Source organism: Nocardioides sp. NBC_00850 (assembly GCF_045207335.1).
In the GTDB taxonomy this organism is placed as follows: domain Bacteria; phylum Actinomycetota; class Actinomycetes; order Propionibacteriales; family Nocardioidaceae; genus Nocardioides.
In genome coordinates this window covers 5,079,978-5,093,645 of sequence record NZ_CP108845.1, presented here as the reverse complement: position 1 = coordinate 5,093,645, position 13,668 = coordinate 5,079,978, and the positions used below count along the sequence as shown (strand labels likewise).

The window sequence follows — 13,668 nt, the reverse complement described above, 5'->3', positions numbered from 1 at the left end:
TGACCGAGCCCGACCCTGCGAACGTACCGGCCCCGCACAGCCCTGAGGCCGAGGCCGCCGCGATGGAGGGGCGCCGCCTGCCCCTGGTGATGGCGCCGCCCAAGGGCCGCGGAAAGCCGCCGCGCCACCTGGCCGACCTCGATCTGGCCGGCCGTCAGGACGCGGCGAAGGAGGCCGGGCTGCCGGGGTTCCGGGCCAAGCAGCTCTCGGTGCACTACTTCGAGCGGCTGGTCGACGACCCCGAGAAGATGACCGACCTCCCCGCCGGCCAGCGCCGGGAGCTGGTCGACACCTTCCTGCCCGACCTGATGACGCCGATCAGTCAGCAGGAGGCCGACAAGGGCACCACCCGCAAGACGCTGTGGAAGCTCTTCGACGGCGCCCTCGTCGAGTCGGTGCTGATGCGCTACACCGACCGCGCCACGGTCTGCATCTCCTCCCAGGCCGGCTGCGGCATGGCCTGCCCGTTCTGCGCGACCGGCCAGGGCGGTCTCGAACGCAACATGTCGACCGCCGAGATCGTTCACCAGGTCGTCGTCGCGGCCCGGCAGATGGCCAGCGGCGAGATCCCCGGCGGCCCCGGTCGTCTATCCAACGTGGTCTTCATGGGCATGGGCGAGCCGATGGCCAACTACAAGGCGCTGATGGGCGCGGTCCGCCGCCTCACCTCGCCGGCACCCGAGGGCCTGGGTCTCTCGGCGCGCCACGTGACCGTCTCCACGGTCGGCCTCGTACCCCGGATCAAGCAGCTCACCGAGGAGGGCATCCCGGTCACCCTCGCCCTCTCGCTGCACGCACCCGACGACGAGCTGCGCAACGAGCTCGTCCCGATCAACACCCGCTTCTCCGTCGCTGAGACCGTGGACGCCGCCTGGAACTACGCGCGGGTCACCAAGCGCCGGGTCTCCATCGAGTACGCGATGATGCGCGGCATCAACGACCAGGCCTGGCGCGCCGACATGCTCGCCGACGTCCTCAACTCCTACGGCGACTGGGGCTGGGTCCACGTCAACCTGATCCCCCTGAACCCGACCCCCGGCTCCAAGTGGACCGCGAGCGACCCGGAGGACGAGCGCGAGTTCGTACGCCGCCTCGAGGCCAAGGGCATCTCCACCACCGTCCGCGACACCCGCGGCCGTGAGATCGACGGTGCCTGCGGCCAGCTCGCGGCTCAGTCGGTGTCCTAGCGCGACGCGGCTTCACGATCGGCCGGCTCAAGCCCCTGGCTCGGGCCGGCTCTCGTGGCCGTGTCGGCCTCGGGTGCGGCGGACTTCCTTCATCTCCGACTCGTAGAGGTGCCGCTTGCCCTCGACGAGAGTTTCGCGAGCCTCCTTCTCCAGCCGTTTGAAAGTGGCGTAGTAGCCGTCGTCGTACTCCTCGACGATCTGAAACGTCCACCTGCCGTCGAGCACATTGCGTCCTACGAGCTCGCGCTCGAACGTGTCCGCCAGCTCGGTGTGACCGGCCTCGCGCAGCTGCTCGACACCCTTGCCGAGGGTGAGGTCGGCCGTGCCGGTGATGCGATGCATCGCGTACAGATGACCGCGGGCGATCTCGATCGCTTCGAGTGCCTCGCTGATGGAGCCGAGCGCCTCGACGGTGAGGTCGTCGACGCCTTCGGGCCGGAGGTGCTCCTCATCGGTGGTCATGCCGCGATCGTGGCAAAGTGAGCGGGCGGGCGGCAAGCCCCAGATTTCTGAGAGTCACGCGACGTTTCCGCTGATGACACCGCCCGGACCATCTGTCGCCCGTCACGGAGTTCTGGCCACGGGAGGTTCACCGACCCGTCAACCAAGTCGGGGGTCACGTTGCCGGACGGCGCTCACGATCAGGAACATGAGCATCAGCCTCGATCGGGTCCCGCTGGTCGCCGCCAACTCAGAGCCGCTCCGTGTCCTCATCGTCACGGAGTCGTTCCTGCCCCAGGTCAACGGCGTGACCAACTCCGTACGCCGCGTGCTGGAGCATCTCGCGATCGACGGCCACACCGTCGAGGTCGTGGCCCCCACCGGGCCCACCGAGTACGCCGGGTTCCCGGTGACCCGGACCCGAGGTGCGACGTTCTGGGTCTACAAGGACTTCCGCGTCGGCCTGGAGACGCGGCGCAAGCTGCGCGCGGTGATGCGCCGGTTCAGCCCCGACGTCATCCACGTCGCCTCACCCGCGCTGCTCGGGCGGCAGGCGGTGCTGGTGGCCAAGGAGCTCGGCATCCCGAGCGTGGCGATCTACCAGACCGACCTGGTCGGCTTCTGGGACAAGTACAAGGCGGTCGGCGGCCCGCAGGCCGCGGCGATGCTCACCCGTCAGGCGCACTCGGCCGCGGACCGCACCCTGGCACCGAGCTCGTCGGCCCTCACCCAGCTCGAGGGTCTCGGCGTACAGCGCACCGGGCTGTGGCCGCGAGGCGTCGACGTCGAGCTGTTCCACCCGAGCCGCATCGACCACGATCTGCGCGCCCGGCTCGCGCCCAACGGGGAGACCATCGTCGGGTACGTCGGCCGCCTCGCCCAGGAGAAGGAGCTGCACCTGCTGGCTCCGCTCGCGCAGAACCCGGCGTACAAGGTCGTGCTCGTCGGTGGCGGCCCGCAGGAGCGCGAGCTGCGCCACCTGCTCCCGAACGCGACCTTCATGGGCGTGCTGCAGGGGGAGGAGCTCGGGGCTGCGTACGCCTCCCTCGACGTTTTCGCGCACACCGGCTCTCACGAGACGTTCTGCCAGGCGGTCCAGGAGGCGCTCGCCTCCGGTGTCCCGGTAGTGGCGCCACGCTCGGGCGGGCCGCTGGACCTGGTCGCCGACGGCGTCACCGGGTTCTTCTACGAGCCCGGCAGCCGCGATGACCTCGGCTCCCACGTCGCGCTGCTCCACAACGATCCGCAGCTGCGGCTGCGGATGGGGCGCGAGGCCCGCAAGAGCGTCGCGCACAAGTCCTGGGGCGCGGTGAACGCGGCCTTGGTCGACCACTACCGCGACGTCATCCGGGGGCGCCGGCTGCGATGACGTCGAGGACCTCCTCGGCGGTGTCGACGAGGTGGACGTGGCCCTCCATCGCGCGGCCGCGGGCGAGGGCCTGCAGGAGCGGCCAGACCGGCAGCTCCTCGGTCCAGTAGCTGCGCCCGACGAGCACCATCGGCGCGACCGCGCTCGCGTCGGCGTAGTAGTTCTCGCAGGCGTCCTGGAAGACCTCCTGCACCGTGCCGCCGGCACCGGGCAGGAAGACGATCCCGCCGTCGCAGACCTCCAGCAGCACCGCCTCGCGGGTGGCGTTGCGGAAGTACTTCGCGATCGCCCCGGCGAACACGTTGGGCGGCTCGTGCCCGTAGTGCCAGGTCGGGATCCCCAGCGACCTTCCGGGCTTGCCCTCGACCTGGTTCCGTACGTCCAGAGCCACCTGCGCCCATGACCTGATCGAGGGCCGGAACGACGGCACCGCGGCCAGGGAGGCGAGCGCATCGTCGAGCACCGTCTTCGGCGCCCCGGCGAGGAAGGCGCCCAGGTTGGCGGCCTCCATGGCTCCCGGGCCGCCGCCGGTGGCGACCACATGACGGCTCGCCAGGTGCTGGGCGAGGCGGGCGGCGGTCGCGTAGCCCTCCTCGCCCCGCCGCAGCGCATGCCCGCCCATCATCCCGACGATCCGCGTGCCCTCGTCGCGTCGCGCCCGCACCCATGCCTCGAGCGCGGCGTCGATCGCATGGTCGTGGAGGGTGATCGCGAGCTCATCGTCGGCGTCGAGCGGCTGCTGCAGCCAGGCGTACGCCCTCGCATCCAGGCTCCGCGCATAGACCGGGTCGTCGTAGAGCTCATCGGCGGTGTAGAGCCGGGAGCGGTAGACGTCGACCGGTGTCTCCGGGATCACCGGCATCACCAGCGCGCCCTCGTCCTCGGCGTAGTCGCCGTCCCCGGGCGCGAAGGTGCACCCGAGGAACGTCGCCCCGGCCAGCTCGGTCTCCCGCAGGGTCTCCGAACGCGAGCTCAGGTTCAGCGACCGCAGCCGCCATCCCTTCAGGCTCCCCGCCCCCGCCGCCAGATGCCCGTCGAGCTCCTCCACCGACTCGATGTCGACATGCCGTCCGCGGTGATGCTTCATACCGAGAAACCTACCGACTCACAGTGGCCAGGAGACTCCGGTCAGGCGCTCGGACTCGGTCCACAGCTTGCGGGCGAGCTCGGGGTCGGAGGCGACCGCGGTGCGGCCGACGAGCGTCGGGCTGCCGCGGTACTCGCCGAAGCCGTCCGGCCCGACGTAGCTTCCCGACGGAAGGTCCTGGCTGGCTGCGTACAGGGTCGGGAGGGCGCCCGCCTCCGCGGACTGCGCGACGACCCGGTTGCCGAGTGCCATGAGGGCGTGCTTGACCGGGTTGCCGGTGTGGCTCTGCAGGTTGGTCGCGGCGTAGCCCGGGTGGGCGGCGTACGCCCGGAGCCCGGTGCCCTCCAGGCGCCGCTGGAGCTCGAGGGTGAAGAGCAGGTTGGAGATCTTCGACTGCCCGTAGGCCCGTTCGGTCTGGTAGTCGCGCCGCTCCCAGTTGAGGTCGTCGAGGTCGAACCCGCCCCAGCGGTGGGCCGAGGAGGCGACCGTCACGACGCGGTCGGTGATGTGGGGGAGCAGCAGGTTGGTGAGCGCGAAGTGCCCCAGGTGGTTGGTGGCGAACTGGCTCTCGTAGCCGTCGGCCGTGAGGCGCTTGGGCACCATCATGATCCCGGCGTTGTTGATGAGTACGTCGATCTCGCCCTCCCATTCCTCGGCGAAGTGCCGCACCGAGCCGAGGTCGGCCAGGTCGAGCGCCCGCACCTCGGCGCGGCCGCCGATCGCGGCCGCCACCTCCTCGCCGGCGGCGACGTTTCGTACGGCCAGGACGACGCGGGCGCCCTTCGCACCCAGCTGGGTGGCGACGATGCGGCCCAGGCCGCTGGTCGCGCCGGTGACGATGACGGTGCGGCCTTCGAAGGTCGGCAGCCGTTCGGAAGTCCACTTCTGTTCGGTCATGTCTCCAATCTAGGCGCTGCCAAGAATCTTGACAATGTCTATATGGGTGAAATCTCGATAAGGTGTGCCTGATGACCGAGACGATGACCCGCTACCACCACGGCGACCTGCGCGCCGCGGTGCTCCGCCGTGCGGAGGAGGTGCTGCGCGAGTCGGGCACCGACGCGCTCTCGCTGCGCGGCATCGCCCGCGATCTGGGCGTGAGCCACGCTGCGCCGAGCGCCCACTTCCGCGACAAGAACGCGCTCTTCGACGCGCTCGCGGTCGCCGGATTCCGGCGGCTGGGCGAGGTGATGGACGCCGCGTTGGCCACCCGCGGCTCGCTGACCGACGACCTGGTGACCTTCGCCTCGGCCTACCTGGAGTTCGCCACCGACAACCCGGCACTGCTCTCGGTGATGTTCGCACGCAAGCACAGCGAGACCTCCGGTGCCGAGATCGCCGAGGCCGTCGCCGCCGCCTTTGCCCACCCCACCGCCCTGCTCACCGAGGGCCAGGCCCGTGGTGAGGTCGTCGACGGTGACCCCGAGGTCATCGGCGTCACCGTCCTGGCCGCGATCCAGGGCCTGGCCACCTTCGTCGGCTCCGGTTTCGTGACGCCCGAGCAGTCCCAGCGGATGCTGGAGGACGTCGTCGCCACCCTGATGCGCGGCCTGGCCCGCTAGATGCGCCTTCTTCGCGCGGTGGCGGCACGCAGCGTACTCGTGGAAGTGGGGATCGGCATCGCGATCCTCTGCACCCTCCTGCTGCTCGCAGGGATTGTCATCCGGGCGAGCGTGGATGAGAGCAGACAAGCGGAGCGCGCGGTCGTCACGGACCTGAAGGCGCTCGAGGTCTGGCGTGACGAGCTCGAACCCCACCTCGAGCAGATCAACTCGATCCCGACGCCTGACGGGCTCCGCTGGCCGGAGGATGCCACGGTGGACGAGTGCCGCGTCGACGAGTCGGACCACAGCCTGGTCCAGGTTGGTGCCTGGTTCGTGTGGGAGGCGACCGAGGAGGTTGCCTTCGATGAGGTGAGCGAGGCGGGAGCTGCCGGGTATGTCGAGATCCTCGACTACCTCGCCGACCACGGATGGCGGATCAGCAAGCGGGAGAACCTGAACGGCATGGTCGCCGGCACCAACCGCGACTTCGACTCCGCCGATCTGGAGCATCCCTCGGGCGTCACGATGCGTACGCAGTTTCTCGGCGACTCGATCCTGGGGCACCTCTTCTTCGAGGGAGCCCCCAAGGTCTGCTCCTTCAGTGGCTGAACCGCCGCGCCGTGCTGCCAGGAGTACGTCATCGCGCACTCCTGGCAGCACCCGGCGGGCTCAGAAGGCGTGCGCCATCAGGTCGGCGTAGACCTCCTGCTCGTCGACCTCCAGGCCTCGGGCCTGGAACCACTTCGCGACGTTGCTGATGTCGCGGAGCAGGAAGTCGAAACCCAGCGGGTTGCCGACCAGGTCGATGATCTGAGGAAGGTCGATGATCACGAGCCGGTCCTGCTGGGCCAGGATGTTGTACGGCGAGAGGTCACCGTGGACCAGGCCGGCCTGCACCATCGTGGCCAGCGCGTCGACGAGCCCGTCCCACCACATCTCCAGGACATGATGCTCCGGCCGGGTCTGGGCGAGCCGCGGCGCCGTCTCGAGCTCGCCGTTGCCGTCGTCGACCGCGATCCACTCCATCAGGATCTCGGTCCCGTCGATCTGCACCGGATAGGGGACCGGGAGGCCGAGATTCCAGCAGCGTACGAGCGCGTTCCACTCGGCGTTGGCCCACTCGGCCTTGGCGACCTCGCGGCCGAAGGTCGAGCCCTTCTTCAGCGCGCGCTCGTCACGGGAGCGCTTGACCGAACGGCCCTCGGTGTAGCTCGCGGCCCGGTGGAAGGTGCGGTGGTCGGCGTCGCGGTAGCGCTTGGCAACCATCAGCGCCTCCTGCTCCGGGAAGAGCGGGTCGGCCCGTACGACCAGGAAGGCGTCGGCCTCCTTGCCGGTCTTGAGGATGCCGAGCTCGGTGTCGATGGCGCCCTGAGAGGTCACCACCCAGTCCGGGCGTGGCTCCGGTCCACGGGAGAGCGGCTCCACGGAGAGCCAGGTGGACCAGCGTTGTCCGTCGTCCAGGTCGTCGTACGCCTGGAAGTCGAAGACGAAATTCGGGTCGATCCTCTGGAGAGGATCAGCGGAGAGGTTCTCCTGAGTCACTTCGGGTGCTCCTGATACGAGAGATGTGGTCTGTGGGCAGGCACAGGACAACGACAGTCATGGTCTGCTCCTCTCGATCAGGGGCGCCTCGTGGACGAGGACGCCGGTCGCGCTCCATGGTGGAGGACCGCGACCGGCGTATGCAACAGGTTTATCGGGCCCCTAGGGGGCGACGAGCCAGAGATCGTCGTCGCCGAGCACCAGCACACGTCCGTCGTCCAGCCCGAGGGAGGCGACCCCGTAGGGCGCGGCGAGCTCGGCTGATTCCTTGCCGGAGGCTGCGTCGATGTAGGTGTGCGTGTACGCCGGTACGTCCCGCCCGACAGCGAGTCCGGCCAATGCCTGGGGAGCATTCTCATACTGGTCGATGACCGGACCGCTGACCTCGATGCCGGGATAGATCTTCTTCGTCTTCTCGAGCGCGTCGTGAGAGGTTCGGTTCAGCTTCTTGGTCCACAGACGCTTCCCGGTGGTGGGGGAGTACGCGGAGACCTGGTCGGTCAGCGCGAGCACGACCGCATCCGATGTCGGCGACAACTGCGTCCGATCCGATTCCGAGGACGGTCCGGTCCGAACCCGGAAGCTGGTGGCTCGTCGACCCTTGAGGTCAGCGGTGACGACGTCGTAGGCGTCACCGGAGGGATTGGTGACGTAGATCCGGTTGGTGAAAACGTCGACCTTCGGGTACCCGAGGTCCGGGCAGGGCGTTGAACTGGTCCAGGCTTGCTCGCCCGCTCGGACGGCGTTGAAGGTGCAGGTGCCGTCCTTGCGTGTCATGCCCACGAGCAGGTCACCGACCTGGGCTGCGACATCGTCCATGACCTCGACAGACGGACCGAACGGCTTGCCGTCACGTACCTGGAAGGCCGCACTTTGCTTTGAGTCGGTGCCTGTCGGGATCGTTGGGGCGCGTTGCACAGACGGGTGGTCCTCGAAGGAGTCGGTGCCGATGAACGCCGGTGTCCAGAGGTCGGGCGATTCGCGTCTGGTTCGTGACGTCTCTCGACCCGAGGCGTCGAAATGAACTGTGATGCACGTGCCCTTCTCCGGGCACGCGATGGCATCGAGTTGACCGTCGCGGCTGATGGCGATCGGCAGATAGAGGTCATCCATTCTCTGGTGCCACGCCTCTCTGCCGTCCCGGTCGTACATCGCGATGCTCTCGATGTCGACGACCGCAGCGTGCCCGCCGTCCCCGATGTGTGCCCAGGTGCCGTCCTGGTACTCCTCGGCGACTGTCTTCCCGGTCCCCAGGTCACGAATCGTGAGCTGGTCGTCTTCGTAGGTGTAGATCCGGTCGCGTACGACAACTGCCTCGCTGGCGTCCCGGTCGATTTCCGTGTGCCACACGACGTCGCCGGCGACCAGGTCGTGGGCTCGCCAGTGCGCGACCCCGACGACCAGCGCACAGACGGCGATGGCGACCGCCCCTGAGATGAGCGCCTTCGTGGCGCCGGACGACACGGACATGACTTCCCCCGAGATTCTGTGTACGACAGCGGCAGCGTAGCCGCTCGACGTCAGCAGACGGAGTCCGTCGGTCTCGCGATGGGGAGCCCGAAGATCGTCAGTGACCGCCGACGAGCGGAGCGACGGCCCGGGCGACCAGGGAGCCCTTGCCGGTGGCGGTCTCCTCGGCGTCGGCCATGGTCATCGCGCGCAGGCCGGCGTTGACGCCGAGCCAGCGCAGCGGCTCCGGCTCCCAGCGCGGTGAGACGTGACCGACCCAGGGGAGGGCGGTGAGATCGGACTCGGTGCCGAGGACCAGGTCGCGCAGCGTACGGCCGGCGAGGTTGGTGGTCGCGACGCCGTCGCCGACGTAACCGCCGGCGTGCGCGAGGCCGCTGGCGGGGTCGTAGCCGACCGAGGCGTGCCAGTCACGCGGGATGCCGAGCACGCCGCCCCATCGGTGGGTGACCTTGTGGCCGCGTACGGCCGGGAACATCTCGATCAGGGTCGCCAGCAGGCGACGATGCGTGCGCAGGTCGGAGGCGTCCGCGTGAGTGATCTTCGACCCGAACGAGTACGGCGCGCCCCGGCCGCCGAAGACCAGCCGGTCATCCGCGGTGCGCTGCCCGTAGATCAGCAGGTGCCGGCCGTCGGAGAACGTCTCGCGCTCCTCGAGGCCGATGCTCGACCAGACCAGGTCGGAGAGCGGTTCGGTGGCGATGATGAGGGAGCGCACCGGGATGACCTCGCGCTCGAGGCCGGCCAGCGTCGGGGTGTAGCCCTCGGTGGCGCGTACGACGACATCGGCGGTGACCACGTCACGCTCGGTTCGCACCTGGTGCGGCTCGATCGCGGTGACCCGGGTCTGCTCGTAGATCGTGACGCCGCGGGCCTCGACGGCGCGGGCCAGGCCGCGGACGAGCTTTGCGGGGTGGAGCACGGCGCAGTCGGGGGTGTAGGTCGCACCGAGGGTGCTGGTCGCGGCGAGCCGCTTCTCGGCAGCGGTCCGGTCCAGCAGAGAGATCTCGGCGTCACCGAGCCCCCAGGAGCGGGCGTGCTCGACCTCGTCGCGGGCGCGCTCGAGCTGGGCAGCCGTACGGGCAACGACGACCGTGCCGCCCTTGGCGATGTCTGCCTCGATGCCCTCGGCCTCGGCGACCCGGATGACCTCGTCTACGGTCGCCCGCATCGCCCGGTCCTGGGCGAGCGCGGCCTCCCGGCTGGAGCCCGCCGCCACCTTGTCGAGCGAGGCGGGGAAGAGGGCCGAGCACCAGCCGCCGTTGCGGCCCGAGGCCCCGAACCCGGCGACCTCGGCCTCGAGGACCGCGATCTTCAGGTCGGGCCTCGCCTCGGCCAGGTAGTAGGCCGTCCACAGGCCGGTGTAGCCCGCACCCACGATCGCGACGTCGACCTCGATGTCGCCCATCAGCGCCGGCCGCGGCTCCCAGGTGTCGCCGGCGGTCTCGTGCCACAGGCTGATCTCGGGGTAGTTGCTCACCTCACGCCCCAGGCGTAGGTCTGCTTGTGCAGGTGGAGGTACATGAACGTCTCGGTGCTCACCACGCCCTCGATGGCGCGGATCTTGCTGGAGACGAGGTTGAGAAGGGCCTCGTCGCTCTCGGCGACGACCTCCACGAGCAGGTCGTAGGAGCCGGCGGTGATGACGATGTAGTCGACCTCGTCCAGCTTGCCGAGCTCGTCGGCGATGCCCTCGATCGGTCCGGAGGTGCGTACGCCGATCATGGCCTGCCGCGCGAAGCCGAGCTCGAGCGGGTCGGTGACGGCGACGACCTGCATGACGCCGCTGTCGACGAGGCGCTGCACGCGCTGCCGCACCGCGGCCTCGCTCAGGCCGACCTCCTTGCCGATCGCGGCATAGCTGCGTCGCCCGTCCTGCTGGAGCTGCTCGATGATCAGCTTGTTGACCTCGTCGAGGTGAGCGCCCCCGTTGCGCTTGCGAGTGGTCATGGCACCCAGTCAACCTGTTTGCCGTGGCCAGATGCAACGAAATCCGTCGTGTGTAACGAACAATTTCCATGATTCCGTACATTGTGTGTGGCTGAAGGTCGCTGAAGTTGTCATAGTGGGCGTCGTGAACCATGTCTCGCTGACCGATGCGAAGCCCGCCGTCTACTGGCTGGACGACCCTGCGAAGCCAGCGCCGCTGCCGCCTCTGCTCGGGGTGGAGTCGGCGGATCTGGTGGTCGTCGGAGGCGGATACTCGGGGCTGTGGACGGCACTGCTGGCCCGCGAGCGGTTTCCGTCGTGGTCGGTTGTGCTGTTGGAGGCCGGCCAGTGCGGGGACCAGGCATCGGGCCGCAACGGCGGCTTCGCCGAGGCGTCGTTGACCCATGGCTTCTGGAACGGTCTGGAGCGCTGGCCCGACGAGCTCGCGACGCTGGACCGGCTCGGCCAGGACAACCTCAACGAGATGGCCGCGACGATCGAGGAGCACGGCATCGACTGCGACTGGCAGCTCACCGGCGCGCTCAACGTCGCCACCCGCCCGCACGAGGTCGACGACCTCGCCGAGTGGTCGACCGCGCTGACCGAGCACGGCATCAAGCACCGGCTGCTGGACGAGACCGGGGTGCGGGACGAGCTCCGCTCGCCGACCTACCTCGGTGGCCTGGAGGTGGTCGGTGACACGGCCACGGTCGAACCGGCGCGGCTGGCCTGGGGTCTGCGGCAGGCCTGTCTGGACGCCGGTGTGGTGATCCACGAAGGCTCCGCGGTCACCGGTCTCGACCGGGACGGGGCGGGGATGCGGGTCTCGACGATCGCGGGTTCGGTCCGGGCCGGGCGGGTGGCACTGGCCACCAACGCCTTCCCGCCGCTGCTGCGGAGACTGCGGATGATGACCGTGCCGGTCTACGACTACGTACTCATGACCGAGCCGCTCTCCGCCGCGCAGATGGACGCCATCGGCTGGGTGAACCGGCAGGGCGTCAGCGACTCCGCCAACCACTTCCACTACTACCGCCTGACCAGGGACAACCGGATCCTGTGGGGCGGCTACGACGCGATCTACCACTTCGGCTCGAAGATCTCACCGGAGCTCGAGACCGGCGCCACCCACGACAAGCTCGCCGGCCACTTCTTCGAGACCTTCCCGCAGCTAGAGGGCCTGCGCTTCACCCACCGCTGGGCCGGCATCATCGACACCTGCACCCGCTTCTCGGCGTTCTTCGGCAAGGCGTACGCCGGCCGCGTCGCCTACGCCCTCGGCTACACCGGTCTCGGCGTCGGAGCCACCCGCTTCGGCGCCCAGGTCATGCTCGACCTCCTCGGCGGCGAGCAGACGGAACGTACGTCGCTGGAGATGGTGCGCTCCAAGCCGCTGCCGTTCCCTCCCGAGCCTGCCCGGTACGCCGGCATCTCGATGATGGTGCGTTCGCTCGGCAAGGCCGATGCCAACGGCGGGCGCCGTGACCTGTTCCTGCGGACGATGGACCGGCTCGGGCTCGGCTTCGACTCCTAGCGGCGAGTCACTCGAACCTCATCCGTCACGGCGTACAGGCAATTCCTGCGCTTCTCGGGTGTTGCATTGCCTGATAAGTGCAGGGATACCCGGTTAACCGGGTATCCCTGCACCGGGCTCAGGCAGCGTCCTGCGCCGCCGCGACCCGCTCGCGGAGCTTCGCGTGGATCTCCTCCGGCGTGCGCTGCGTACGCTGGCGGTGGTTGCGCGCGATGATGACGCCTGTCGCGGTGACTCCGGCCAGTCCGGCGAGACCGACGATCTTCCACACGCGTGCACTGCCGAAACTCATAGGACCCCCTGCTCACGATGTCTGATGACACCACTATCTCCCTTGCCGACGCCGTGGACCAGACCCGCACCGGTGATCTGTGGCTCTTCCGCGGGCGTTCGGCCGCCGACCGAGCGATCCGGATGCTCAGCAACGCCCCGGTCAACCATGTCGGGATGGCGGTGGTGCTCGACGACCTGCCGCCGCTGATGTGGCACGCCGAGCTCGGCAAGGGGCTGCTCGATCTCTATACCGGCACGCACCACCGTGGCGTACAGCTCCATGATCTGCGTGCCGCGGTCGAGCAGTGGGCCGGCCGCTACGAGCAGCAGGTCTGGCTGCGTCAGCTGACCGCCGACATCGACCGCCCGCGCGAGGACGCGCTGCTGCGGACGATCGCCAGACTCGACGGCACGCCGTTCCCCTCGACCGCTGCGCTGGCCGGACGCTGGGCGCGGGGGAGGGTGCGCTCGAAGGCCGGGCTCGAGCAGGTCTTCTGTGCCGAGGTCGTCGCCGCGACCTACCAGGAGATGGGCCTGCTCGACGACGAGCGCCCGACCAACTACTACGACCCGGGTCGCTTCTGGTCCGGCGACCACCTGACTCTGCAGGACGGGGCAGTCCTAGGTAGCGAGGTACGCGTCGTCGGCTGAGTCGCGACCCGCGAGGCGAAGGGCGAGCGAGACCTCGCCGCTCTCGACCAGGGTGCCGATGACAAGGGCACGGAGCCCACGCAACAACGCCTCGGGGTCGACCAGCTCAGGTGCCGCGAGGGCGTGCAGCAGGTAGCCGTGCGCGAGGGCGAGCACGGAGTCCGGATCGGTCCGCGTCGCGCCCGCCACGCTCGCCGCGCGGTCCGAGACGGCGCGGCCGGCGGTGATCGCCTCGGCCACCACCGGCCGGAACTGCGGCTCGCGGGCGGCGTGGAGCAACCCCTCGAGAAAGGCGAGTGAGTCGGCCGGCGGGGACATCAGCGCCGCGACGAACGCCTCGGCCATCGCATCGGTGCCGGACTCGGTCGCGGCGAGCTCGTCGGCGAGCGTACGCAGCCGGGTGACGTCCTCGGCCACGCCCGTGCGCAGCGCCTCGGCCGCCAGATCGGTGATCGAGTCGAAGAAGTAGCCGACGGTGGCCAGCGGCAGTCCGGCGCGCTCGGTCACGGCCCGATGGGTGACCCCGGCCATGCCCTTCTCTGCAGCCACCTCGATCGTGGCGCGGACGAGGGCGTCGCGTCGCTGCCTGGCGCTGTCGCCGTGCCGTCGCTTCATGGGCTGAGTGTTTCACGCAATCCGGCACA

Annotated in this window: 15 protein-coding genes; 6 read left to right on the top strand and 9 right to left on the bottom strand. The window is 69.4% G+C overall.

Annotation, left to right across the window (positions count from 1 at the left end; translation table 11 throughout):
- Positions 1–62: 62 nt before the first annotated feature.
- The gene (rlmN, locus tag OH802_RS24705; protein ID WP_406029401.1) at positions 63–1,187 is read left to right on the top strand and encodes a 23S rRNA (adenine(2503)-C(2))-methyltransferase RlmN; all 1,125 of its coding nucleotides are present in this window, start codon (positions 63–65) and stop codon (positions 1,185–1,187) included.
- A gap of 27 nt (positions 1,188–1,214) precedes the next feature.
- On the opposite strand, the gene OH802_RS24700 is transcribed toward rlmN, so the two are convergent.
- The gene (locus OH802_RS24700) at positions 1,215–1,649 is read right to left on the bottom strand and encodes a hypothetical protein (RefSeq protein WP_406023033.1); all 435 of its coding nucleotides are present in this window, start codon (positions 1,647–1,649) and stop codon (positions 1,215–1,217) included.
- A gap of 187 nt (positions 1,650–1,836) precedes the next feature.
- Between OH802_RS24700 and OH802_RS24695 the strand changes: the two genes are divergently transcribed.
- On the top strand, positions 1,837–2,997 hold the full coding sequence (locus OH802_RS24695; RefSeq protein ID WP_406023031.1) for a glycosyltransferase family 4 protein: 1,161 nt from the start codon (positions 1,837–1,839) through the stop codon (positions 2,995–2,997).
- On the opposite strand, the gene OH802_RS24690 is transcribed toward OH802_RS24695, so the two are convergent.
- Both OH802_RS24690 and OH802_RS24685 read right to left on the bottom strand, forming a co-directional pair.
- Entirely contained in the window at positions 2,972–4,084 is a 1,113-nt protein-coding gene (locus tag OH802_RS24690) for an LOG family protein (RefSeq protein ID WP_406023029.1), read from the bottom strand. The genes OH802_RS24695 and OH802_RS24690 overlap by 26 nt on opposite strands.
- 18 nt (positions 4,085–4,102) lie before the next feature.
- Positions 4,103–4,981, bottom strand: a complete 879-nt coding sequence (locus tag OH802_RS24685) for an oxidoreductase (RefSeq protein ID WP_406023027.1) — start codon at positions 4,979–4,981, stop codon at positions 4,103–4,105.
- A gap of 71 nt (positions 4,982–5,052) precedes the next feature.
- Between OH802_RS24685 and OH802_RS24680 the strand changes: the two genes are divergently transcribed.
- Together OH802_RS24680 and OH802_RS24675 are read left to right on the top strand one after the other, a co-directional pair.
- Positions 5,053–5,646 carry a TetR/AcrR family transcriptional regulator gene (locus OH802_RS24680; RefSeq protein WP_357360784.1) on the top strand — a complete coding sequence of 198 codons (594 nt, stop codon included), beginning with the start codon at positions 5,053–5,055 and terminating at the stop codon, positions 5,644–5,646.
- Positions 5,647–6,237: a hypothetical protein gene (locus OH802_RS24675; RefSeq protein ID WP_406023025.1), complete on the top strand. Its 591-nt coding sequence runs from the start codon at positions 5,647–5,649 to the stop codon at positions 6,235–6,237.
- Between the two features lie 60 nt (positions 6,238–6,297).
- On the opposite strand, the gene OH802_RS24670 is transcribed toward OH802_RS24675, so the two are convergent.
- The 4 genes from OH802_RS24670 to OH802_RS24655 all read right to left on the bottom strand — a co-directional run bounded on the left by OH802_RS24670 (position 6,298) and on the right by OH802_RS24655 (position 10,587).
- Positions 6,298–7,170 carry a serine protein kinase RIO gene (locus OH802_RS24670; protein ID WP_406023023.1) on the bottom strand — a complete coding sequence of 291 codons (873 nt, stop codon included), beginning with the start codon at positions 7,168–7,170 and terminating at the stop codon, positions 6,298–6,300.
- Positions 7,171–7,332: 162 nt separating this feature from the next.
- Positions 7,333–8,640 (bottom strand): hypothetical protein, encoded by a 1,308-nt coding sequence (locus tag OH802_RS24665; protein ID WP_406023021.1) that lies wholly within the window; start codon positions 8,638–8,640, stop codon positions 7,333–7,335.
- Positions 8,641–8,737: 97 nt separating this feature from the next.
- Positions 8,738–10,117, bottom strand: coding sequence for an NAD(P)/FAD-dependent oxidoreductase (locus OH802_RS24660; RefSeq protein ID WP_406023019.1), 1,380 nt, complete (start codon positions 10,115–10,117; stop codon positions 8,738–8,740).
- A complete protein-coding gene (locus tag OH802_RS24655; RefSeq protein ID WP_008363265.1) occupies positions 10,114–10,587 on the bottom strand; it encodes an Lrp/AsnC family transcriptional regulator in 474 nt (157 codons plus the stop codon). Before OH802_RS24655 ends, OH802_RS24660 begins: the two co-directional genes overlap by 4 nt.
- Positions 10,588–10,711: 124 nt before the next feature.
- On the opposite strand from OH802_RS24655, the gene OH802_RS24650 reads away from it, so the two are divergent.
- Positions 10,712–12,100, top strand: a complete 1,389-nt coding sequence (locus OH802_RS24650) for an NAD(P)/FAD-dependent oxidoreductase (protein WP_406023017.1) — start codon at positions 10,712–10,714, stop codon at positions 12,098–12,100.
- Positions 12,101–12,218: 118 nt separating this feature from the next.
- On the opposite strand, the gene OH802_RS24645 is transcribed toward OH802_RS24650, so the two are convergent.
- Positions 12,219–12,392 (bottom strand): hypothetical protein, encoded by a 174-nt coding sequence (locus tag OH802_RS24645; RefSeq protein WP_168381104.1) that lies wholly within the window; start codon positions 12,390–12,392, stop codon positions 12,219–12,221.
- A 17-nt stretch (positions 12,393–12,409) separates the two neighbouring features.
- Here OH802_RS24645 and OH802_RS24640 point away from each other — a divergent pair, with 17 nt between their 5' ends.
- Complete coding sequence (locus OH802_RS24640) at positions 12,410–13,024, top strand: hypothetical protein (RefSeq protein WP_350661678.1); 615 nt, start codon at positions 12,410–12,412, stop codon at positions 13,022–13,024.
- On the opposite strand, the gene OH802_RS24635 is transcribed toward OH802_RS24640, so the two are convergent.
- The gene (locus OH802_RS24635; RefSeq protein ID WP_406023015.1) at positions 12,995–13,639 is read right to left on the bottom strand and encodes a TetR/AcrR family transcriptional regulator; all 645 of its coding nucleotides are present in this window, start codon (positions 13,637–13,639) and stop codon (positions 12,995–12,997) included. The genes OH802_RS24640 and OH802_RS24635 overlap by 30 nt on opposite strands.
- Positions 13,640–13,668: the final 29 nt, after the last annotated feature.